The sequence below is a fragment of the Paludibaculum fermentans genome (assembly GCF_015277775.1).
Taxonomy (GTDB): domain Bacteria; phylum Acidobacteriota; class Terriglobia; order Bryobacterales; family Bryobacteraceae; genus Paludibaculum; species Paludibaculum fermentans.
The window spans coordinates 5,905,093-5,927,417 of record NZ_CP063849.1 but is presented as its reverse complement, the minus strand read 5'-3'; the positions used below and the strand labels follow the sequence as shown (position 1 = coordinate 5,927,417).

At 63.6% G+C, this 22,325-nt stretch carries 20 protein-coding genes; 8 read left to right on the top strand and 12 right to left on the bottom strand.

Translation table 11 applies throughout. The annotated features are described in order from the left end of the window. Positions 1–24: 24 nt before the first annotated feature. Positions 25–1,053 carry a glycosyltransferase family 2 protein gene (locus tag IRI77_RS23300; protein ID WP_194447408.1) on the bottom strand — a complete coding sequence of 343 codons (1,029 nt, stop codon included), beginning with the start codon at positions 1,051–1,053 and terminating at the stop codon, positions 25–27. Positions 1,054–1,301: 248 nt separating this feature from the next. Here IRI77_RS23300 and IRI77_RS23295 point away from each other — a divergent pair, with 248 nt between their 5' ends. Genes IRI77_RS23295 through IRI77_RS23280 form a run of 4 tightly spaced genes read left to right on the top strand, consistent with a single transcriptional unit; the run spans position 1,302 to position 7,357 of the window. Next, on the top strand, positions 1,302–1,817 hold the full coding sequence (locus tag IRI77_RS23295; protein ID WP_194447407.1) for an RNA polymerase sigma factor: 516 nt from the start codon (positions 1,302–1,304) through the stop codon (positions 1,815–1,817). Continuing rightward, the gene (locus tag IRI77_RS23290) at positions 1,810–3,522 is read left to right on the top strand and encodes a hypothetical protein (protein ID WP_194447406.1); all 1,713 of its coding nucleotides are present in this window, start codon (positions 1,810–1,812) and stop codon (positions 3,520–3,522) included. The genes IRI77_RS23295 and IRI77_RS23290 overlap by 8 nt, the downstream gene beginning before the upstream one ends. 15 nt (positions 3,523–3,537) lie before the next feature. Next, positions 3,538–6,531 carry a TonB-dependent receptor gene (locus IRI77_RS23285; RefSeq protein ID WP_194447405.1) on the top strand — a complete coding sequence of 998 codons (2,994 nt, stop codon included), beginning with the start codon at positions 3,538–3,540 and terminating at the stop codon, positions 6,529–6,531. A 55-nt stretch (positions 6,532–6,586) separates the two neighbouring features. Beyond that, positions 6,587–7,357 carry an SDR family oxidoreductase gene (locus IRI77_RS23280; protein WP_194447404.1) on the top strand — a complete coding sequence of 257 codons (771 nt, stop codon included), beginning with the start codon at positions 6,587–6,589 and terminating at the stop codon, positions 7,355–7,357. Between the two features lie 58 nt (positions 7,358–7,415). Here the strand turns inward: IRI77_RS23280 and IRI77_RS23275 are convergent, their stop codons facing one another. From IRI77_RS23275 to IRI77_RS23255, 5 genes are all read right to left on the bottom strand, one after another. Then, entirely contained in the window at positions 7,416–8,198 is a 783-nt protein-coding gene (locus tag IRI77_RS23275) for a hypothetical protein (protein WP_194447403.1), read from the bottom strand. A 51-nt stretch (positions 8,199–8,249) separates the two neighbouring features. Beyond that, entirely contained in the window at positions 8,250–9,647 is a 1,398-nt protein-coding gene (locus IRI77_RS23270) for a sigma-54-dependent transcriptional regulator (RefSeq protein WP_194447402.1), read from the bottom strand. Further along, positions 9,644–10,675, bottom strand: coding sequence for a two-component system sensor histidine kinase NtrB (locus IRI77_RS23265; RefSeq protein WP_194447401.1), 1,032 nt, complete (start codon positions 10,673–10,675; stop codon positions 9,644–9,646). Before IRI77_RS23265 ends, IRI77_RS23270 begins: the two co-directional genes overlap by 4 nt. A 183-nt stretch (positions 10,676–10,858) precedes the next feature. Next, positions 10,859–11,254: a response regulator transcription factor gene (locus tag IRI77_RS23260; protein ID WP_194447400.1), complete on the bottom strand. Its 396-nt coding sequence runs from the start codon at positions 11,252–11,254 to the stop codon at positions 10,859–10,861. Then, positions 11,251–11,619, bottom strand: a complete 369-nt coding sequence (locus IRI77_RS23255) for an HPF/RaiA family ribosome-associated protein (protein ID WP_194447399.1) — start codon at positions 11,617–11,619, stop codon at positions 11,251–11,253. Before IRI77_RS23255 ends, IRI77_RS23260 begins: the two co-directional genes overlap by 4 nt. 221 nt (positions 11,620–11,840) lie before the next feature. On the opposite strand from IRI77_RS23255, the gene IRI77_RS23250 reads away from it, so the two are divergent. Both IRI77_RS23250 and IRI77_RS23245 read left to right on the top strand, forming a co-directional pair. Then, the gene (locus tag IRI77_RS23250) at positions 11,841–13,655 is read left to right on the top strand and encodes an alpha/beta hydrolase family protein (protein ID WP_194447398.1); all 1,815 of its coding nucleotides are present in this window, start codon (positions 11,841–11,843) and stop codon (positions 13,653–13,655) included. Positions 13,656–13,674: 19 nt separating this feature from the next. After that, positions 13,675–15,444 (top strand): ArnT family glycosyltransferase, encoded by a 1,770-nt coding sequence (locus tag IRI77_RS23245; RefSeq protein ID WP_194447397.1) that lies wholly within the window; start codon positions 13,675–13,677, stop codon positions 15,442–15,444. Here the strand turns inward: IRI77_RS23245 and IRI77_RS23240 are convergent. The 5 genes from IRI77_RS23240 to IRI77_RS23220 all read right to left on the bottom strand — a co-directional run bounded on the left by IRI77_RS23240 (position 15,413) and on the right by IRI77_RS23220 (position 18,588). After that, positions 15,413–16,210 carry a glycosyltransferase family 9 protein gene (locus tag IRI77_RS23240; RefSeq protein WP_194447396.1) on the bottom strand — a complete coding sequence of 266 codons (798 nt, stop codon included), beginning with the start codon at positions 16,208–16,210 and terminating at the stop codon, positions 15,413–15,415. The genes IRI77_RS23245 and IRI77_RS23240 overlap by 32 nt on opposite strands. Further along, positions 16,207–16,677 (bottom strand): protein-disulfide reductase DsbD domain-containing protein, encoded by a 471-nt coding sequence (locus IRI77_RS23235; RefSeq protein ID WP_194447395.1) that lies wholly within the window; start codon positions 16,675–16,677, stop codon positions 16,207–16,209. The genes IRI77_RS23240 and IRI77_RS23235 overlap by 4 nt, the downstream gene beginning before the upstream one ends. Then, positions 16,661–17,197: a TlpA disulfide reductase family protein gene (locus IRI77_RS23230; RefSeq protein WP_194447394.1), complete on the bottom strand. Its 537-nt coding sequence runs from the start codon at positions 17,195–17,197 to the stop codon at positions 16,661–16,663. Before IRI77_RS23230 ends, IRI77_RS23235 begins: the two co-directional genes overlap by 17 nt. Before the next feature lie 30 nt (positions 17,198–17,227). Continuing rightward, positions 17,228–17,701, bottom strand: a complete 474-nt coding sequence (locus tag IRI77_RS23225) for a hypothetical protein (RefSeq protein WP_194447393.1) — start codon at positions 17,699–17,701, stop codon at positions 17,228–17,230. Positions 17,702–17,766: 65 nt separating this feature from the next. Beyond that, complete coding sequence (locus tag IRI77_RS23220) at positions 17,767–18,588, bottom strand: peptidylprolyl isomerase (RefSeq protein WP_194447392.1); 822 nt, start codon at positions 18,586–18,588, stop codon at positions 17,767–17,769. Positions 18,589–18,713: 125 nt separating this feature from the next. Here IRI77_RS23220 and IRI77_RS23215 point away from each other — a divergent pair, with 125 nt between their 5' ends. Further along, positions 18,714–19,370, top strand: a complete 657-nt coding sequence (locus IRI77_RS23215) for a ribulose-phosphate 3-epimerase (RefSeq protein ID WP_194447391.1) — start codon at positions 18,714–18,716, stop codon at positions 19,368–19,370. Here IRI77_RS23215 and IRI77_RS23210 read toward each other — a convergent pair. Then, positions 19,362–20,789: a sialate O-acetylesterase gene (locus tag IRI77_RS23210; protein ID WP_194447390.1), complete on the bottom strand. Its 1,428-nt coding sequence runs from the start codon at positions 20,787–20,789 to the stop codon at positions 19,362–19,364. The genes IRI77_RS23215 and IRI77_RS23210 overlap by 9 nt on opposite strands. 207 nt (positions 20,790–20,996) lie before the next feature. On the opposite strand from IRI77_RS23210, the gene IRI77_RS23205 reads away from it, so the two are divergent. Next, positions 20,997–22,211 carry a Gfo/Idh/MocA family protein gene (locus IRI77_RS23205; protein WP_194447389.1) on the top strand — a complete coding sequence of 405 codons (1,215 nt, stop codon included), beginning with the start codon at positions 20,997–20,999 and terminating at the stop codon, positions 22,209–22,211. The last annotated feature ends 114 nt before the right edge of the window (positions 22,212–22,325 follow it).

Sequence of the window (22,325 nt, the reverse complement as noted above, 5' to 3'; positions counted from 1 at the left end):
GCGGGAGCGGCACTGCATAGACCGTTATCGATAAACCTCGGAGACAGCCGCTTCCGGGACCGGTTGGGCGGTGGCGTGCTGCTGGAACCAGCCGGCCAGGTAATCGTCAGTGACCCTGCGTCGGGCCATGATGTCACGCCGCTTATTGATGGCGCGGCGCAGGGATGTCAGGGTGTGCCAGAACGCGGAAAGCGAAGTGGGTTCGTAGAACAGACACCCTCCAATGATGAGAACGTCGCGAGCGGTGGTCGGGAACCAGATTCTGCGGTAAAGGTCCCCTGTCATATTCTTCACGCGCATCAGGAACCGGTTCTTCACTGAGTGCATGTTCAGCACGGCCGGCACGCTGTTGCGGCTGCCCGGCAGCATGCGGCGGACGTGGTACGACTCGGCCGTATGTACGTACAGGCAGCGCCAGCCCAGCAGTTGGGCACGCCAGGCGACATCGGCGTCTTCCCGGTAAGAGAAGAAGTCGGGGTCAAAGAAGCCATCCGACTGGGCGACATCCAGGATCATCTTGCGGCGGTAGAGCGCCGCGGCGGCGCAGGCGCCGAAGACATACTCGGTCTGCCCGTAGCGCCCGTCGTCCGGTTCATTCCACCCGCGATCGAAGTGCCGCGCGGTGGAAGTAAAGAAGATACCTGCCGAATCGATGCGCCGTTCATGCAGCGGAGAACCGTCGGACTGGATCCGGAGCAGGCGGCCGCAGACCGTGCCGATGCGGCGGTCGATGCGGGTGGCCTCCACCAGTTGACTCACAAAGTCCGGCAGCAGGAAGACATCAGGATTGAGGGTCAATACCCAGTCTGAGCGGGTAGCCCGGATCGCCAGGTTCTGGCCGGCGGAGAAGCCGGTATTCCTGGGGTTATAGATCACACGGATACGTCCCTCATAGCCCGCCAGGATGTGCCGGGTGGCATCCTTCGAGGCGTTGTCGACCACCACAACATCCAACGAACCGTAATCCTGGGCCAGGACACAGTCGAGGCAGCGCTCGATGACACGGGCGCTGTTATAGGTGACGATGGTGACGGTAACCGAATCCAGTCGCATCAATGCTCCTGTTCGCGTAAGATTTCCTGTTTCAAAGACCCGGAACGGCACCAATTCGACTACAGAAGGGCGAAAAATACTTAATGCCGCTGGTAGGCGAGGCATTTTTTCACAGTGGTGTAGTAGAGTGACCCAGTCGATGGTCTTTGGGAGTGACACCGCTGCAGGGCGACACCCGTTTGAGGTGCGCTCCCGCGGGTCAGACTGAAATGGGTTCCGACGCATTCAGAGAAGAGTGGGCAGGGATCTTGTCATCCACACCATCCACGCCGGCGATGCAGAGCCGGGTGGCGAAATTGTTTGAAGAGGCTCGCGACGACGTGTATCGCTACCTGATGACCCTTGGCTTGCACCCACCCCAAGCCCAGGAGGTGACGCAGGAGGTGTTTCTGCGTCTCTACACGACGCTGCGGAAGGGTGAGGAGATCCGCAACGACCGGGCCTGGATCTTCCGTGTTGCCCATAACTTAGGGCTCAGGGTCCGGTCGAGGGAGAATGCCCGGGTTGTATACGACCCCGACTTGGGGCTGAACCTGGCGGATCCGGCTTCCAATCCGGAACACAGTGTCATCGAACGCGAGCAGATGCGCCGCGTGCACGAGGCTTTGAAAGGACTGTCCGAGCAACAGAAACGGTGCCTGCATTTGAGGATGGAAGGTCTGCGCTATCCGGAGATAGGAGCCATTCTTGGCATTAGTCCATCGACGGTGAGTGAGTTTCTACGGCGTGCAATCGCCCGGCTGAAGAAGGTGCGACATGAGTAGTGTCAACGACCGCTCAGAGTATTTGAGCGGCCACCCCAGTGATGGCGAATGGCTGCGATTCGCGGACGGTGAAGTCACCGTACCGGAAGAAAAGAAGTTGCGGTCTCACCTGGCCGCTTGCTGGCAATGCCGCTCGGCGCTGGAAGAGACACAGAAGGCCGTCAACGCCTGTGTCCAGTATAGGGACACCGTTGTGAAGGAGGCCTATCCGGCCCCTCCGCAGCCGTGGTTCGACATTTATAGAGAATTTGACAGGCTCGATGAGCAGGCCGCTTCACAGTCCTGGTTTGCACGGTTTTCTGATTGGCTGACAGGAGCATGGACGATCCGCCGGACCTCTTATGCGGCTCTCGCCACCGCGCTGATCGCCCTGCTGGTCTGGCAGTCGTGGCAGTTGCCCGCCGTGCAAGCCGCAAGCTTGCTGCGGCGCGCCGTAGCCTCCGCCGAATCGAAGCCAGCCAAAGTGCGGCGCGTCAGGATCAAGACTCGCAGCGCGACGATGACCCGCGTGATCGGCTCCCCGCTCCAGGCGACACAAAATAAAGAACTGGAGCCCATTGAGGCCCTGTTCCGCCAGGCCAATTACGATTGGGACGATCCGCTCAGCGCCAGGACGTTTCAGCGCTGGCGGTCCCAGTTGCCGTCCAAGCACGACGAACTGGTGTCCACCGTGGACGCCGCCGCACCGGAGAGCCGCTACCATCGGATCCGGACGACCACGGACTCTGGTGAACTGATCGCGGCTTCCCTCACCTTGCGGGCGTCGGACCTGGAACCCACGTCAGGCCTGCTGGAATTCCGGAATCACGAACCCATCGAGATTCAGGCGCTGGCAACCGACCAGGAGCCGGCCCTTGGATCTACATCTATAGTATCCAGCGCGGCAGCCCCCCACTCCAGCCCGGGTCTCGTGTCGCCGGAAGCCCTGGCGCAGCCGGCCACGTTACACGACGAACTTCTTGTTTTCAAAGCGCTGCGCGGCATTGGAGCGGATCTCGACCAGCCCTTGGAAGTGACCCGCAACGGCCCGGCCGTGGAAGTCACCGGCATTGGAGTCCCGGCGGAACGGCGGCAGGAGCTTCACGCCGCCCTGGACGCCCTACCCCGGGTCCGGTTGCAGTTTAACGATGCGGGCAGCGCGAGCACGCCCCAGCAGGAACGACATTTGTCGAACACGGGCACTGCGGCCAGTCCGGAGATCGAACAATTGCAGGGGCGCCTGGAGTCCGCGTTGGGCGGACGGGCCGCTTTCACGAGTATTGCAGACCGGGCGCTGGAGTCCAGTGACGATCTGATGGCTCGCATGCATGCCCTGCGGCGCTTGGCGGAACGATATTCTACAAATATCGAAGCTGGCATGACAAGCGACGAGCGCGCGCTGCTGGCCGGATTGCGCCACGATCACGCCTCGGCCGTTCTGGCCCAGGCGGCTACCCTGCAGAAGCTGCTCGCTTCCGCCCTGCGCAAGGTAGCTCCCAAGGTGGATGCGCGGCCCGCGGCCGGGCTCTCCGCCGGCTCCTGGCAGGGCGCCACGGAGCAGCTTTTTAATACCAGCCGGCAGGTGGACCTGCTGCTGGCCGGGACGCTGGCGGCGACTCCGGCTGCGCGTCCTGCCGAATCGATTCCCGGTGACTTGCTGGCCCGCCTGGCCGACCTCATGGTCCAGGCTGAAGGTTTCGAGAAGATGGCCCGGGAGGTGCAGTAGAAAAGCTCGCCAGCCATGCGACACTGCCCGCCGCCCGCGCTGTTTGCCTTCTGTCTCCTGATTGCGCCCCTGACGGCGCAAACCCTGACGCATCTCTCCGGGCAGATCACCGATCCTTCCGGCGCCGCCGTTCCGGCCGCCATCGTGAGCGTTTCCAGCGAAGACACCGGCTTCCGGCGGGTGACCCTGACGCACTCCGATGGCACGTATCTCGTGGCCGCGCTGCAGCCGGGCCAATACAAAGTCATGGTTCGCAAGGACGGGTTCCGCACCCTGGTGCGCTTTGGCGTGAAGCTGGACGTCGCATTGGCCGCGCGGGTCGACTTCAGCCTCCAGATCGGCAGCATGCAGGAGACCATCACCGTTGAGGACACACCCGGCGGCCTGAGCCGCGAGGAGACCTCGGTCAGCACGTTGATCGGCCGCCAACCCATTGAAAATCTTCCACTAAACGGCCGTGGGATCCTCAGCCTGCTGGAACTCGCTCCGGGGACGGTGGTGACGCCCGCGACCCGAGGCGAAGCCGGCCAGTTCACCACCAACGGGCAGCGGCCCAACACACACGGCTTTTCGGTGGATGGCGTGAGCGCGAACTCCGGCGTGATCGGCGGCGGCCTGCCGGCCCAGACCACCGGCGGCACCCTGCCGTCGATGACCGCGATCGGCGGACTGGCGGGGATCATCGCGCTGGATTCGCTGAACGAGTTCGTGGTGCAGACGTCCTCCACGGGATCAGAGTTCGGGCGCTACCCGGGCGCCCAGGTGTCGCTCAGCAGCCGGTCCGGCTCGAACGAGTATCGCGGCGCCCTCACCGAGTTCTTCCGGCATGAAAGGCTGGCGGCCAACGATTGGTTTATGAACGAACCCGGCGCGAGCCGGACGCCCTTGCGGGTCAACGACTTCAGCGGAGCGTTGGGCGGGCCGGTGCTGCGCGACCGCACGTTCTTCTTCCTGAACTACGAGGGGCTGCGGCTGCTGCAGCCCACCTCCTGGATGCAGGCTGTGCCGACGGCGCAACTGCGCGGGAGAGTACAGAACTGGGTGCGGCCGGTGCTGGAACTCTTCCCTCTGCCCAATGGGCGGAACTTCGATCAGAACATCGGCGAATGGACGGGGCGCATCAGCCGCCCGGCGCGGTCGGACAACGGGAGCGCCCGGCTGGACCATGCCCTGACCTCGAAGATCACCCTCTTCGCGCGGTTCCAGGAATCCCCTTCGTCGAGCCGGTTCGGCAGTTCGCAGATCAGCGACTTCAACATCAGCTCCCGTACCCTGACTTGGGCGGCCAACTTCCGGCCGCGGCCTGATGCGGTCTTCGATTTGCGGATGAACTTCGCCCGCATCGAGGCGCACTCGGTATGGCGGCCCGCCGATCCGACGGATTCCACCGGCTGCTCGCTGAGTGCGGTGGCCACCACCTTCATGCCGACCAAGAGCGCGTGCAGCTATCTCTACCGTTTCTCGATCGCGGGCGTGGGGCAGACTGTCTCCGGCGCCGAAAGCGTGCAGCGCCAGACGCAGTGGCAAATTGTGCCCAGCGCCTATGTGATCCACGGAGCCCACCAGATCCGCTTCGGCGGCGACCTGCGGCGGCTGGACCCCTCGCGCCGCGACGTGGATGGCAGCTTCAGTATCATCGCCGAGAGCCTCGAGGACCTGGTGGAGAGCCGCAATCTGTGGACGGCGTCCTCTACCCAGCAGAGCCGGGCCGGCCGCCTGCTGGAGTCTTCGCTATTTGTGCAGGACACCTGGCGCATCCATCGTGCCCTGACGTTCACGGCCGGTGTGCGCTGGGAGCTGGCGCCCGCGCCCACCACCAGGGACCTGACGGCGAACCCGTTCGGCGGCACCACCAGCACGGGCCCCAGTTCCGCGGTCTGGCCCATGCGGTATACGAACATCGCCCCCAGAGCCGGCTTGGCCTGGCGGCCAGACCGGGCCGGGCAGATAGTGGTTCGCGCCGCCTATGGCTCCTACTACGACTCCAGCCTGAGTTTGGCGACGGACTTGGTCAATGGCGGCCCGCTGAACATGGAGCAGTTCACCAGCGGGGCGTCGGCTCCGTTCACCACCATCCTGCAGTACGGCTTCGACAACAACCTCCGGCTGCCGCGCGTGCAGCAGGGAAACCTCTCAGTGGAACGCGCCTTCGGCCTCAACAACCTCCTCTCCGCCAGCTATGTTGTCGCCAAGGGGCAATGGCTGGTGCGGCGCGAATACGGGATGCAGGGCGGCAATGAGCTGATCCGGACCGTGCTTTCCACCAACCACGCCTCGTCGGACTACCGGGCCCTGCTCGTCCAATACCGGCGCAGGATGACGCGCTCGCTGCAGGCGCACGTTTCCTATTCCTGGGCTCACTCGATCGACGACAGTTCGAGCGATGCGGCTTTGTTCCTGGTGAATACAGCCACGGCGGGCAGCAGCAATCGGGGCTCGTCGGATTTCGACATCCGCCACTCCTTCACGGCGGCATTCACCTTCGCTCCGCGGGTGATGCGCGGCGTGACGTTCGACGGCATCTACCGCGCGCGCACCGGCTTCCCCATCACGGTGGTGAACCAGGAGTACGCGATGGGGCTGAGCTTCTCCAACGCCTTCCGGCCGAACCTGCTGCCGGGCGTACCGGTCTGGATCCAGGACACCACCGCGCCGGGCGGACGCCGGCTGAACGCGGCCGCTTTCCAGACCACAGGGACCGCGCGGCAAGGCAACCTGGGACGGAACAGCATCGCCGGTTTCGGCATGTCGCAGATGGATCTGGCTGTGCGCCGCGACTTCCGGCTGAGCCGCCGCCAGACGCTGGAGATGCGGGCCGAGGCCTTCAATCTCCTCAATCACCCGAACTTCGGCGATCCGGTAAGAACCCTGGCCAGCCCGCTGTTCGGGCAGTCGACGTCCATGCTCAACCTCATGTTAGGCACGGGCAGCCCAGGCAGCGGGCTCGCTCCCGTGTTCCAGTCCGGCGGTTCGCGATCGGTCCAGCTCGTCCTGCGCCTGCGCTTTTAACCCTCCCTCCGGCTGCGATAACCTATCCACAGCAAAGAAAAGTTGAGGTTTGAGAATGTCCGATCTTTTTGACCTTTCCGGTAAAGTAGCCGCCATCGTCGGCGGCGGCGGCGTGTTGGCCGGCGAGATGGCCCTTGGGCTGGCCCGTGCCGGCGCCGACATCGCCATCCTCGATTTCAATCTGGATGCGGCGAACGCCCGGGCCGCGCAGGTTCGCGACCTGGGCCGCCGCGCCATCGGCGTGAAAGTCGACGCGACGAAGAAGGCCGACCTGCAGGCCGCGCTGGACGCGATTCTGGCGGAGCTGGGCCATGTCGAGGTTCTCGTGAACGCGGCCGGCATCAACTCGGGCACCCCGTTCTTCGAGATCACCGAAGAGGAGTGGCACCGCATTCTGGATGTCGACCTCACCAGCGTCTTCCTGGCCTGCCAGGTCTTCGGCCAGCACATGGTGCAGCCCGGCAAGGGCGGCTCCGTCATCAATATCTCGTCGGCTTCTTCCGGCCCGCCGCTTTCGAAGGTCTTCACCTATTCGGTGGCCAAGGGCGGCGTGAACCAGGTGACACAGTTCCTGGCGCGCGAATGGGCGACGCAGGGTGTGCGCGTGAATGCGATCCTGCCGGGCTTCTTCCCGGCAGAGCAGAATCGCAAGCTGCTGACGGATGAGCGCGTGGCCTCCATCATGAAGCACACGCCGATGAACCGCTTCGGCGAGGCGTCGGAGCTGGTGGGCGCGGCCGTGTATCTGGCGTCCGACAAGGCGTCGAGCTTCGTGACGGGCTCCATCATGCGTGTCGACGGCGGCTACATGGCGATGACGATCTAGCTCTCATTCCAGCAGCGAGAAGAACGGGCCGGAGGCGTGCGCTTCCGGCCCGTTCGCTTTAGCGGCCCGGGCGGCGGGCCGGGACGTAGATGTCGGCGGCGGTCAAGCCGCACTGTTGCGCGATGCGCAGGCAGTAGTCGATCTCGCCCATGCCCTTGACGTGACTGTTGGAGCCGAAGGAGAACTTGGCTCCGGCGGCTTTCGCACGGCGGATGAACGCGGCGCTCGGCACCTGGAAGTGCGCATTGATCTCAATGGCGACGTGATTGCGAACGGCGGCCTGGATCAGCCGGTCCATGCGGGCTGGCGTCCAGAGGGCGTCGTATTGCGCCTTCAGCTTCTCGGGCACGTAGGTCGGATTGGCCCAGATCTGGATCGGCTGCGACAGGACACGCTCGTTGAAGGCAACGTACCGGTCCATGAAGTCCTGGGCGTCGCCCACTTCGATATTGGGTAGCCAGAGCCAGATGCTCTTGCCGTTTTTGTCGGGGAAGACGAGCGCGTCGGCAGCGATGTAGTCGAGCTGTCCGCGCAGGTCGGAGGACAGGCAGTTCGCCCAGTCGAAGCCGTAGACCTGCAGGCCGCGCCACAGCGGCTGGTCCCGCACTTCATCCAGGAACTCGCCCAGCGTCTGGTTGTCGTGGATGTCGCCGCGGCAGCCTCCTTCGGCCAGGATTCCGAATCGGACCCCCATTTTGCGGGACAATGCGGCGGCGTCCGCGGGCTTCATCTCGGGTGTGTTGTGGTCCTCCCCATGGAGGTGGATGTGGAGGTCCACTTTCGGCAGGTCGGCGGCCAGCATGACAGGCGCGCAGAGTAGGATTAGGTATTTCGAGATCATGAGATCTCTTTCACTGTAATGAATTCAGTGAAGCCCGGAAAAGGGGCCGGGTCAGCTTCGTTCGGCGGGCCCGGCGTCGGAGCCTTTGCGTCGGATGCCATGCTTCTCCATGCGGTAGATCAGCGTCTTGCGGCTGATGTCGAGATAGCGCGCGGCATGGGTTTGATTCCAGTTCGACATCTCCAGCGCCTTCACGATCAGTTCCTTCTCCACCGAGTCGAGGCTGAGGCCCTGCGCCGGCAGGTCGAGGCTCACCGCGGCCGCGGCCGGGCGGGCTTTGCGGATCATCTCCGGCAGATCTTCCTCGGTGATCGTATTCCCGCGGCTGAGCACGACAATGCGCTCCACGATATTCTCCAATTCGCGGATGTTGCCGGGCCAGCGGTAGCTCTGGAAGAACGGGATCAGGCGGCCGGGCAGGATCAGGTCGGGGCGCCCCACCTTCTCCTTCGATTTCAGAAAGAAGCTCTGGACCAGTTCTGGAATATCCTCGGCGCGCTCACGCAGCGGAGGCAGCTCCAGGGGGATGACGGCCAGGCGGTAGTACAGATCCTCGCGGAAGGCGGCGTCCTCGATCATGGCCTGCAGGTTGCGGTGGGTGGCGGCGATGATACGTACATCCACGCGGCTCACCGCGGCCGCACCGACTTTCTCGATTTCACCCTGCTGGATCAGGCGCAGCAGCTTGGCCTGCACTTCCATGGGCAGTTCGCCGATTTCGTCCAGGAACAGGGTGCCGCCGCTGGCCAGTTCCACCTTGCCCTGCTGGTGGGACACGGCTCCCGTGAACGAACCCTTCACGTGCCCGAACAGCTCGCTTTCGAGCAGATCGCGGGGGATGGCGCCGCAATTGATCGTGACAAAGGCACGCTCCTTGCGCGGGCTGTTCTGGTGGATGGCGCGGGCGAGCAGCTCCTTGCCGGTGCCGGTCTCGGCCCGGATCAGGATAGTCGAGTTGGTCTGCGCCGCGCGCGACGCCATGTCGAGAACGGTCAGTAGCGTCTCCGACTGGCCGATGATGCTCTCGAAGCCGTACTTGCGGTCGAGGTTCGTACGCAGCGTGCGGACCTCTTCCACCAGCCGGGAATGCTCCAGCGCGCGCCGGACCAGCAGATTGAGCTCCTCGAAGTCGATGGGCTTGGTCAGATAGTCGTACGCGCCGGACTTCACGGCTTCGACCGCATTTTGGATGGTGCCGAAGGCAGTCACGATGACGACGGGCAAATCCGGGTGGGACTCCCGCAACTGGCGCAGCAGTTCGATGCCCGACAGGCCGGGCATGCGCAGGTCCGTCAGGACGAGCGCCGGCGGCTGATTGCCCACGATGGTGAGCGCCTCTTCGGCCGAGCCCGCCGTTTTGACGGAGTAGCCGGCGTCTTCCAACTGGGTTTGCACCACCCAGCGCAGGTTCTCGTCGTCGTCCACCAGTAGGATGCTCTGTGCAGTCATACTCCCTTTCGTTGCAGCGGCAGGTGGACACTGAAGGTCATCCCTTTGCCGGGATTGCGGCGTGCGTCCAGCCAGCCGTGCATCTGGCCCACGATCTGGTGGGCCACGGGCAGGCCGAGGCCTGTTCCGTTCTCCTTCGTCGTAAAGAAGGGGTCGAACAGTTTGTCGATGTCACCCGGCGCTACGCCGGAGCCTTCGTCGCGCACCCGGATCCACACATTGCGGCGGTCCGCGCCCGCTTCGAGAATAACCGCGGCGCCGTCGGGGCTGGCCTCCACCGCGTTGATCAGAAGGTTCAGCAGAACCTGCTCCAGTTGCTCCGGATCGCAGTAGAGCGAGGGGATCTTCCCCTGCTGGCGGCGTTCGATGGTGATGCCGCGCCGGCCGATGCGGTATTCCGCCAGCGCGGCCACGTTTTCCAGCAGCGGTTCCAATGCAGCCTGGCCCATCTTGGGCGGCCGCGGCCGGGCGAAGTTGAGGAAGGTGGTCAGCAACCGGTCGAGCCGAGTGCACTCCTGCCCGATGATGGTGACACAGCGCGACTGCTTCTCATCGAGTGCCGGGGCGCGGCCCAGGATCTGCGCCGCTCCGGCGATGCTCGCCAGCGGATTGCGGATCTCGTGGGCCAGGCCGGCGGATAATTGACCAATGGCCGACAGCCGCTCCGCCCGCTTCATCGCTTCAGAGGTCTCCTGGATCTTCTGGTAGGCGGCATTGAGGCGCTCCGTGAGGATGCCGGTGCCGGTGCCGACAAAGCAGAAGACCACGCTTTCCATGGCATGGTGGAGTGTCGTATCGGTCTGTTTCAGCGACAGGATGAGGCCGCTGCACAGTCCGGCGGTGATGAGGCCGCCGCGCCAGCCGTCATGCACGGCCGAGAAGAGAATGGCGACATAGAACAGACGGGGCAGCACGAAATGCCAGTTGACGCGCTCCAGCGGCACCGTCGCCTGCAGGGCGGCGATCGAAAAGGCGGCCAGGACCACGGCCGAGCGCTGCACCCATACATATCGTGTGTCGGTCACCATGGACGATTCTTTCCTATATTGTGCCCATGGGCTAGCCCGGACAGAGAGCTGTTTTCGCCTGACGCAAAAAATGGGCCGCCTCCGCAGGCGGCCCGTGCTTCAGTTCCAAAGTCTGGCCGTCCGCCGTGAGTGCCGGGGAGAGGGAAAAGGCCGGCATCACGGCGGCGGCTGCAAAATACCGTTTCAGGCAGCGTCGCATTGCGACCGCGCTTCTGCCTGGCACGAGGCGAAATGCCATGCACAGGCGACGGTCCAGGCGGGCTCCATGGCCTCAAATGGCCTCACAATCGTGTCGTAGACGCCGGCCTCCTTGGCCTCTTTGATGTGGTGCGGACCATCGCAGACGGCCACCACCAGGGCGGGCGGATCCAACTGTTTAGCGACCTCGACGGCCTGGTCCCAGGAATGATCCGTCACCAGGATGCCGCCCGCGGCTTGTGGCAGGCCCGTCGTGGCGTGCTCCCAATCCGCGAAGCACAACACATCCCAACTCTGCTTGGTCAGGACCCGTGCCAGTTCACCGCGCAATACGCGATCTTCACTTACTACCAACAGGGGCGGGTTGAACGGCCAGCTCAAACGGCACCTCCCACGGATTCCAGTCGAGCCGCGCGGCGATGCAGGCGGTGTTGAGCGTCTTCCGGACGCCGCCGGCGCAACACCTGATGGATGCGGTAACCCAGGCGCCGTGCCGCGCCATCCACAGCGCCGGCGAACGTCGCATTCTGTTCCAGGATCTTGACGCGGTCAATTCCGGGCAGCTCGGCTGTGATCTGGCACAGCTTGTCCACGCCGCCCTTCGGGCCGTTGGTGTCGTCGAGATAGACGACCACCTCGGACAATCGCGTCTCATAGCGGTCCAGGGCAAATCCGATCCGCCGCTCAACATACTGCTGCAGTTCCCCAGTCAACTCAATGCCGTGTGTCCTGATCGACAGATTCATTAGTGCCTCCTGCCCTTACTAATGGCAATCGCCGGGCCAATCGGTTTCCACCTGGAATCAATGAGTTAGGAGGAGGGGCGGCCGTTTTGGTGGTCCTTTTGAGGCAACCCTGACGGACTAAGTGCGATTTCCGTCAGTACTTTCTGCCAGGTAATCTCTCCGGGTTAGTGGGGATTCCAGGAATCGCCTCCCCCGCGAGGATGAGCTACAATTCCGGCACGATGACCTCTTTCGTACTGCTGCTCGCCCTGCTCCAACCGCCGGGTGATATCAAAGCGAAGATGGAGCAGTCCATCGGCGGGCTGCCGGGTGTCAGGGCCGACCTGAATGCCCGCATCACCGGCACCTTTGAGCGGCCCGGATACCGCGTCGAGAAGCTGCTGTTCGAATCACTGCCCGGTTTCCGGGTCACCGCCAACCTCTACGTGCCCACGGGATCCGAAGGCCCGTTTCCGGCCGTGCTGGGCGTGGCTGGGCACTCAGACAACGGCAAGGCCTATCCCAACTATCAGAAGGTGTGGATCACGCTGGCCCGGCGCGGCTACGTCGTGCTGGCGTACGATCCGCCCGGCCAGGGCGAGCGGCTGGAGTATTTTGATCCGGAGCTGGGGCTTTCGCGGGTCGGGCCCGGCGTAAACGAGCACATCACTGCCGGTGTCCAATGCCTGCTCACGGGCACCTCCATCGCCCGCTACTTCATCTGGGACGGCATTCGCGCCGTCGATTATCTGCTCACCCGCAAAGAGGTGGATCCGGCCCGCATCGCCGTGGCCGGCAACTCCGGAGGCGGCACGCAGGCTGCCTACCTGGCCGTTTTCGAACCCAGGCTGGCGGCGGCGGTTTCGTCCTGCTACATCACACGCTGGCGCGAACTGATGGACGGTCCGGGTCCGCAGGATGCCGAGCAGATCTTTCCCGGCTTCCTCGGCCAGGGACTGGACTTCGTTGATTTCATTAAGGGATTCGCGCCAAAGCCGTTTCTGGTTACCTCCGCCACACGCGACTTCTTCCCTATTGCCGGAGCTCGGGCTACCTTTGAAGCCGCAGCGCGCCACTACGAGTCAGTGGACGCTCCGGGCCGGGTGTCGTTCTTTGAGTTCGACGATACCCACGGCTGGTCGCAGCCTCGGCGTGAGGCGGCTTACCGCTTTCTGGACAAATACTTAAAGGGCGTCGACGCCGAAGTTCACGAGGAGCCCATCGACACTGAACCGGAGAGCCTGCTGTGGGTGACCCCCACCGGGCAGTTGGCGCCCTCCTTTGGCACGGAAACCGTCTTCTCCATGAACCGGGCCCTGGCCCAGCGCATCTACCCCACACGCCGGGCGCTCGCGGCGGCGAATCCCCAGCAGCTCAGGCAACTGATCCTGCAGCGCGTGGCGCCCGCTCCGCTGCACCTGGTCGCCCGGACGTCCCCACGTGGCAGCCGGCCCGGTATCGTCACCTCGGGAGTCCCTGAGGCGGATCTGGCGGAACTGCGAGCGGCGGGCTACGTCCTGCGGGTCGTGAATTCGCCCATTCCCCAGGGTGGATCCGCCGGATACAGTCCTGCCTACCAGGCGGCCGCCAAGGAGTGGCTGAACGGGCGGTCGCTGCTGAGCTGGCGGGTGAGCGAGCTCACCAGCGCTTTCTATGACCTGGCGGCGGACCCTGAGGTCGATCCCGAGAATATTTCTGTCTGGGGGAAGGGGAATGCGGGCGTCTCCGCGCTGCTGTTCACTGCGCTCGAGCCCAGGGTCGCCCGGGTGATGGCCGAAGACACGGTGACCAGTTGGTTTGTGTGCACGCAAAGCCACCTGCACTCCAATCTGGCCGAAATCACGATCCCCGGTGTCCTACTGGACTTCGATCTGCCAGACCTGGTCAAGGTGATCGCGCCCCGCCCCATGTGGCTGGTGGATCCGCGTACCCCTACCGGAGCGCGATCGCCCGCCGTCGAGTACCCTCGGGCGTTCGTCCAACTCTATGAGCGGCCGGAGGGTTGGCCGGTACTGAAGGCGTTCGGAGCCTGGCTGAACGCGCCTGTCCTACGCTGAGCAGGGGTACACTGATTACTTGCGGAAGCAAGCACTCCTCGTCTGCCTGTTTGTCCTGCTGGTGAGCCTGCCGTTCTGGAATCAGGCGATCCAGGGCGACGATTATTACTACCTGGCCGCGGCGCAACACGCGCAGATCGACCCGCTGCATCCCCATCACGCGAAATACGTATTCCTGGGTATTCCCATGGACATGCGGGGCCATCCGCATCCGCCCGGCGACGGGTGGTTGCTGGGGGGCATCCTCGCTCTCGTGGGAGACATCCGCGAGGTGCCATTCCACGCCGCTTACTTCCTGCTGGCTTTGACCGCGGCACTGTCGATGCTCGCGCTGGCGCGGAAGTTTGTGCCGGAGCGGGCGGTGGAGGCTACCTTACTCTTCTGTGCGGTCCCGGCGTTCCTGGTCAACTCCACTTCGCTGGAGTCGGACCTTCCGTTCCTCGCCTTCTGGGTTCTGACAGTGGCGTTGGTGGTGTACGACCGCCCGAAGAGCGCCGGCTTGGCCCTGGCGGCGTGCTCGATCATGGCGTACCAGTCCGTGGTGCTGATCCCGATCCTGGGTCTCTACTTCTGGCAGCAGGGGACGCTCCGCAGGAACTGGTGGCTGCTCACCGTGCCGGTTCTCGGGTTTGTGGGTTACCAGGGCTTCGAGCGGATCACCAGCGGGCAGTATCCGGCCCTGGTCCTGGGCCAGCATTTTCAGACATATAAGTTACAGCGCGGCGAGATGAAGCTGCGCAGCGCCATCGCCCTCACCGGCCACCTGGCCGTGATGTTCACCCCCCTGGGGCTCTGGGCGCTGTTGCGCAGCCGCGACCGGTTCCTCAGCGCCTGGGTGGCGATCTTCTATGCGGCGGCGCTGGTGCTGTTCTTTGCCGGGTCAGCGCGCTACCTGCTGCCGCTGGCGGCTCCGTTCGCGATTCTGGTGGCGCGCTACTATGCCGGAAAGCCCCGCCTGCTGTGGCTCATCTTCGGTTTACAACTGGCCCTCGGCCTGGGGCTGGCATCGGTGAACTACCAGCATTGGGACGGTTACCGGAAGTTTGCGGCAGCGGCCATGAAAGACACCGCCAACCACCGGGTGTGGGTGAATAGCGAATGGGGCCTGCGATTCTATACGGAAGCCGAAGGGGCGTTGGCGGTGGTGCGGGGGCAAACCCTGCGGCCAGGCGACATCGTGATCGGCAGCGAGTTGTCCGACCAGATTCCGTACACCACCGGCGGAGGGCTCGCGGTGGAACAGATGCGGACGGAGATCCGCCCCACCCTGCCGCTGCGCCTCGTTGGCCTCGGGTCGCGATCTGGTTATTCCAGTGTGTCCTTTGGACTCTGGCCCTTCGACATCAGCTCCGCGCCGGTCGACATCGTCACGAAGTCGTTGATTGTAGAGAAGAAACCGGAATTGTCCTGGCTGCCCATGTCGACCACGGCCGCCGCGAACCAGTTCGTCAGCGGCGTCTACAGCCTGGAAAACCAGCAGTGGCGCTGGATGAGCGGCCGGGCGGTGTTCCTGCTGAAACCGCCGCCGACCCCCCAGCCGTTAGTGGCCAAGGTGTACATTCCCGACCCCGCGCCAGGGCGGACCATCACGATGACTCTCAATGGAGTCGAAGTCGCAAAACAGACCTTTCCCAAGCCGGAGAGCTACACGCTGGAGACCGGGCCGCTAACTGCGCCGGGTGACACGGCGACCGTGACCCTGAGCATCGACCAGGATTTCAGCCCGGCAGGCGACAACCGTCGTTTAGGCATGATCCTCACAGGAATCGGGTTCCAGCCGAAGCAGTAAGCAGCGCCGAGGCCTCGGCCGCAACCCGTTCCGGCGGCCAGTCCCAGGCGGCTACACAGACATGCCGCCCGCGCGGAGCCCAGATGGCGGGATCGGTAGGCCCGAAGACGGCGACCACCGGGACACCGCAGGCCGCCGCGAGATGCGAGATCCCGCTGTCGTTGCCAATGTAGAGGCTGGCCGTGGCGAGCCACCGGGCCAGGGCGCCTAAATCATTGAAACGAATGGCCTCGTCGAGCGTCTCCTCGGGACCCGCGCACCAGTTCACGGGCAGCGGCAGCCGGCGGGCGACCTCCTGGAATCGGGCGAGCGGCCAGTTCTTCGAGCGTCCACCGGAGAAGGGGTGAATCACGGCGAACCCTTCGGGCCTGTGGTCGATGGGCAATCGGGGGATGGCGCCCAGCGGAGCGCCTGCCTGATCCAGGTAGTAGTCGACCGCATGCAGGGTTGAGCCGGTGGGCGGCAGGGCGGTGAAGAAGCGGAAGGGAAGGTGTTGGACCTGGGCCCGGAAGTCCTCACGGGTGGCGCCGTACCAGGAGACGATGTCGTCGAATCGGGCCAGGCGGTTCAGCGTGGCCGGACTCAGGCGCAGGGCGTCGACACCGGCTGAAACCAACGATTGTGTGCTGCCCAAGTGGCTGAGAAGCGGCAGGTTGACGGACGGGGCCCAAAGCTCGGTGGCGTCCGTGCGGAGAGATTCCAGTGCCGGCAGCGATACCAGGGTGTCGCCGATGGCACCCGGGCGGAGGATCAGCCGGCGGGTCACTGCATCAGGATGGGCAGTCTGATCTCGACGGACTTGGGCGGCAGGCACATCTTGTCGTTGCAGGCCTGATAGCGCAGCTTGCCGGTGATGTAACCCGGGCCAAGCGCCGGATTGGCGGCCCGCTTGAACTTGGTGACGACCGAGAACTCGCCCCCAAAGACCGAGATCGGCTTGTCGGTGAAATCGTACTTTTCCAGTTTCGGCTTGGGATAGACGACCTCGGCTACTTCGAGGGCGCCCGGCTCCCAGGTGAGCTTGAAGGGGATCAGGTACTCTTCGGTGGGCGTATTCGAGTTGGCGTGATAGCCGGGGCGCAGCGAAACCTTGAGCTCAAAGGCTGGATTCTCGGTCCGCTTCACGATCAGCTTGGCCGGTTCGGTGACGGTAAGCACTCCCGATGAAGGCGCCTGCGCAAATGCTGCGGCGGCGCAGAGCGCGATGCCCGCGATCCTACTGAAGCAGTTCATTGATGTCGCTCTCATACTCTTTTCTGCTCACCAGGCCCACATGCGTATTGGCAATGCGGCCTTCCTTATCAATGATGAACGTGGTTGGCAGTGCGTCGATGCCGCCATAGAGCTGCTCTACCGCAGTGGTGCCGGTGACCACTGGATAGTTCACCTGCTTATCCGAGATGTAGGGCTTGACCGCTTCCCAGCCTTCGTCGTCCAGGGCCACGCCAATCACCGTAAAACCTTTGTCTTTATAGGTTTTCTGGAACTCGATGAACCACGGAATCTCGATCTTGCAGGGGCCGCACCAGGTGGCCCAGAAATTCAGCAGCACCACCTTCCCCTTGTAGTCGGCGAGGGAGACCGGTTTGCCGTCAACGTCTTTCAGGGTGAAGTTCGGAGCGGCGTTGCGGGTGCTGGCCGGTTTGGAACTAGGCGGCTTTTCCAGGCCCTTTTGAGCTTGGGAAGCGCAACCCGCCAACGTAATCACGAAAACTGCGAGCGTGGCGGCGCTTCGCTTCCAGGAAGATGTCATTCAGTAGGGTCCTAACGGCGATTCTACCAACTAGATGCGCAGCGCGCCGCCGTGGTGTCTGGTAAGTTGATCAAACCAGTCGCGCCGGATGGTTCGGAAGCGGGGCTTCAGTGTAAACTCCTCATGCTCACTCACTCCGCTATAGATCCAGGCGGCGGTGTCGCAGAAGCTCTCACAAATGTAGTCGCGCCAGATCCGTGTCCGGTCGTGGCGGTCCTCGACGCTCAAGCACTTCTTCCGGGCCTCGGCCGACCAGCCGAGTTCACCCATGGCTCCGCGTGCGAACTCCTCTTCAATGAGCGCCTGCCACTCCAATCGGGTGCGATTGCCTAGCCGCCACCAGACGAAGTGAAAGATCTCGTGTGTCAGAATTCGAGCCAGTTCAATGGAGTCGTGCTTGAGGGAAGTATCGAGAACCAATTCCCGCTTGCGCAGAAAACTGGCGGCATGAACCTGCTCGCCAGGGCCTTCCCCTGAATGAAGGCGGCCTCGGTAGGCTCTCAACCCATGCTGCCAGGTAATGTTGACAGGCTTGCCCTCAAAGTGAGGGAGACGCAACAGTTGTTTGGCTACTCGATCGGAGACTTGTAGTCCAAGTACTTGTCGTCTTTGAACTGGACGTCGAGGCTCTTCTGCTTGCCGTCCATCCACTGCTGAAAACGCTCCTTTTGAATCGTCAGGTAGATGTCGTCGCGTACTTCATCGAAGGACGAGGTGACAAACTCTTCCAGACGAAAGATCCAGAACCCACCGGTCTGGCGTACAGCATCGGAAACCTGGCCCGGCTTGAGGGCGAAAACCGCAGACTTGATCTGGGTCGGCAAAGAATTGTCCCCCGGTTGGATCACCGGGAACTCGCCGTTCTTGGCCTTGGAATCGGCGTCGTCAGAGTATTTCTGTACCAACTGCCCGAAATCCGTCCCGCCGCGAGCTAATTGTATCACCTGATTCGCCAACTTCTGCGCCTCTGCGCTGGTTTTCGGCTTCTTTGCCTTCGGGTCGGCCGAAGCCATGGGCGTATCGTTGAAAGCGAGGTAGATGACCTTCACTTTGGCTTTCGAATAGTCCGCCCTGTGGGCTTCGTAATAAGCCTTCTGCTCGTCCGGCAGCACCTGGATGGTGTTCTGCTTGGCAGCAAGGTAGATCTGCGCCAGGTAGAGGTCCCGGTTGTACATCAACCGCCACTTGTGGGGATCCACTTTGTCCAAACCCTGCTTCTCGGCCTCATTGGCGAGGCTCACCATCCTTGCGAAGACCTGCAGAAACCCACGCTTGTCACCGTAAAACTGCTGGGGAATACTGGTGTCCCGCATCGCCCGGATGAGCATTTCCAGATCAGATCGTTTCCACTCCTTGCCCTCGATGACGACAACCACATTGTCATCTTTCAAAGATGGGGCAGCTTCAGCGGGGGCAGCGGGTTTCGGTTCGGCGGGAGGGGCTTGAGCGAACAGAACACCGCAGAAAATCGTGGCAAAGAGGGGCAAACACTTCATCGTGATACTTTGAATGTAGCATGGGGTCTTTGACAGAGAAGCTTTGGCTGGATGTCTCGCTGTGGTCAGCGGACCTGGCCAACCTACAGCAGGAAATTGCCCGTTTGGAGCCATTTGCGGACTCCTTCCACCTGGACGCTTGCGACGGGCACTACGCCTCTTGCCTGCTATTCTTCCCAGACTTGGTGGCCCGGCTCCGCGAACTGACCCGGGTCCCCTTCCACCTGCACCTGATGGCCACCCGGCCCATGGACCTGCTGGACGCCTTTCTGGAAGCCGGCGTGGACCAGGTGACCGTTCCCATCGAGATTGGTAAGCGCGTCTGGCAGGTGCTGGAGCGGGTGCAGTCGCGGGGCAAGTCCGCCGGCATCTCGTTCGAGCTGGATACCCCCGTCGAGCTCGTCAGGCCATTCAAAACAAAGGTCGATACCGTCGTCCTGATGGGGACGGCGATGGGTGTGAAGGGCTGCGGGCTGGACGAGCGGGCGTGCGACCGCGTGACGGCGATGAAGTCCCTGATCGACGAAACCCCCATCCGGCTGGTAGCCGATGGGGGCATTCGTCAGGAGACGGCTCCTTTGCTGCGGGCGTCCGGAGCCGATGGGCTCGTCCCCGGATCCCTGATCTGTAAGTCGGCGGACCTGGCGGCCGCCGCTAAGTGGCTCAAATCACTGTGAGATCGGCATCGGGCCAAAGGCCGGGGCGGCCATGCCCGCTTCGTCCCGCAGGTTGACGTAAGGATCGCGGCCCAGTCCATAACGCAGCGTCGCTCCCTCCGGCAGCTTGCCGCCGAAGAGCAACTCCACCACATTGGGATCGTCGGCGCTGACGCGCTGCCTGTAAATGGCTGGAATGAAGGCGCCGCTGGCGTCATGCACGCTGAAACCATAGAGGCGGCCGGCATGCTTCAGGCGGCCGTTCACTTCCGCGAAGTCGACCCGGATGATGCCGTCCTTGGCCCGCGCCGAGACAGGCCGGGGGCCCTTGCGGGTTTCGCCGGTGGCCAGGTTGGCCAGGCGGTGGCCCAGCAGCGGCTGGTCCGACGTGCCGACGTGGATGCCGTCGTCCAGTTCGCAGTCGACGCAGGTGACCATGCCGACGTTCGGGATCTTCGACTCGATCTTGAGCTGCAGGTCCTGGATCTGGTTCCACTCATTCTGATTGGTCAGGTTGGTGTGGCGGCCAATCTGGACGTAGTAGAACGGCAAGTCAGGCTGGTTGAAGTCCTTGCGGATGGCAGTGATCAGGTTGGTGAACTTCGTTTCGAAGAGCGGCGCGGCCGTGGGCGACGCATCGGATTCGCCCTGGTACCACAGCAGGCCCTTGATCTTGCCGCCGGCCAACTGGAAGCGGCGCACCATGCCGCCGTAGAGGGAGTCGCCGCCCTTGTCCTTGAGGGCAGGGTTCCACTGCTCCATGGACGTTCCGCCGTGGGCGCAGGGGATCAGGCCGATGGGCACTCCGGTCCGGCGGACCATCTCCAGCGCGAACGGCAGGCCCGGGCCGGCGCCCTTCTTGCGGTTCGCGATCCACTTCGCCAGCGCTTCGCCCTCCAGCTTTTCGGGCTGCTTCTGGGCGTTGACCCGCCAGTGAACACGGTCGTTCGAGTCGGGCAGGCGATGCAGCGGATCCGTGGCGGTCACCCAGATGTCGGTCATATCCAGGGAGTTGACCTGGGCGCTGGGCAGCGGTGTGTTCTCGAGGTTGCCGACGCCTTCCATGTTGGATTGGCCGGCCAGCAGCCAGAGGTCGCCCACTAGCAGGTTGGAAACGGCGGTGACGGGTCCGCCGCCAACACGCAGTTCCAGGCGATAGGGGCCGCCGGTGGGGACGTTCGCGAGTTCGACCGTGAAACCGGTGGCGGTGGCCTTGCCGGCGGGTTTCCAGTCGAGGTCTTTGGCGGGCAGGCCGGCCGCGACCAGGCGGGCTTCCACGGCTTTGCCGGCGGCGCCCTGGGCGGAGCCTTCCACGCGGATGGTGGCGGTGTTGCCGGGTCCGCGCTGGTAGACCTGGTATTCGGCGGCTCCTTTCGTGATCTGGAGGGTTTGCGCGGCCAGGGGCAGGGCCAGCAGTAAACAGGACAGCAGGATACGCATAGGGAATTCTCCGAAGGATGATTGTATCGGAGTGGGCCGGGCGTGAGCGGTCCACCGCCCCGGCGAGTATCTTTCGTCGGTGCCCTGAACGCCATGGGAATGCGCAGCAACGCGGGGCCGCCGTTTCCGTGAACCGATTACAAATCTGCGTGAACAAACCCGCAGATCGGTCCGCCGGAAAGGGCGCGGCGGGGATATAATTCCTGCATGCCAAGTCAGACTCACGCGCGGCGAGCGTTCTTGCGCTCCGCCGGTCAGGCCGCCATTGCCTGGTCGGCTCTCTCCTATTCCCGGATCCTGGGCGCCAACGACAAGATCAACATGGGCCTCATCGGCGCCGGCGAACGCGGCCGCGGCGTGATGGGCAACTTCCTGAAGACCGGCGACACCAATCTCGTGGCGGCGTGTGATGTTTACGCCGAAATGATCGACCGCGCGCAGAAGATGGCGCCGGGCGCGAAGGGCTTCAAGGACCACCGCCAGTTGCTGGAAGAGAAGGGCATCGACGCAGTTCTGATCGCCACCCCAGACCACTGGCACTCCACTGTGGCCATCGACGCGCTGAACGCGGGTAAGGACGTCTACGTCGAGAAGCCGCTGACGCTGCGGATGGAGGAAGGTCCGCTGATCGTGAAGGCCGCGCGCGTGAACAACCGCGTGTGCCAGGTCGGCCTGCAGCAGCGCTCCGGCGCGCACTACATCGAGGCGAAGAAGAAGTATATCGACGAGGGCGTGCTGGGCAAGATCTCGCTGGTCCGTACCTGGTGGCACGGCAACGGCTACCACCTGCGGAAGGCTCCGCCGTCGCTGGCGACCCTGCCGTCGAACCTGGATTGGGCTCGCTTCCTGGGTCCAGTGAAATGGCGCGACTGGGATCCGCAACAGTTCTGGAACTGGCGCGCGTACCTCGACTTCGGCGGCGGCCAGGTGACCGACCTGATGACCCACTGGATCGACGTGGTGCACATGTTCATGGGCACAGACTCGCCCACCTCCGGCGTGGCCGCGGGCGGCGTCTACTGCTACAAGGACGGCCGCACGGCTCCGGATACCATCAACGTCCTGCTGGAGTACGGCAACGAGTTCACGGCGACGTTCGAAGCCACCCTGGCGCCCGGCATTCGCGGCGAGGGCATCGAATTCTGCGGCACCAAGGGCAAGCTCTACATCGACCGGCGGCGGTATGAGTACACCAGTGCGGAGCGCGGGGCGAAGCCGGTGGAAGTGATGGGGCCGAACTACGATTTCACGCTCGACCACGTCAAGAACTTCCTGGAGTGCTGCAAGACCCGGCAGCGGCCGAACTGCGATGTCTACACGGGCCACCGCTCGGCCATGGCTTCGCACCTGGGCAACATCAGCTATGTGCAGAAGCGGCGGCTGAACTTCGATCCGTTGCGGGAAGAGATACTTCCACTCTAAGCAACGGAAACCGGCAGCTTCGGGTATCATAATCCGAACGGCACACCGGGGCGCTTATCTTGCGCCCCGGTGTGCAGAATCCTTCGAAGCAGCCGATTAAATCGTTGTGCGTCA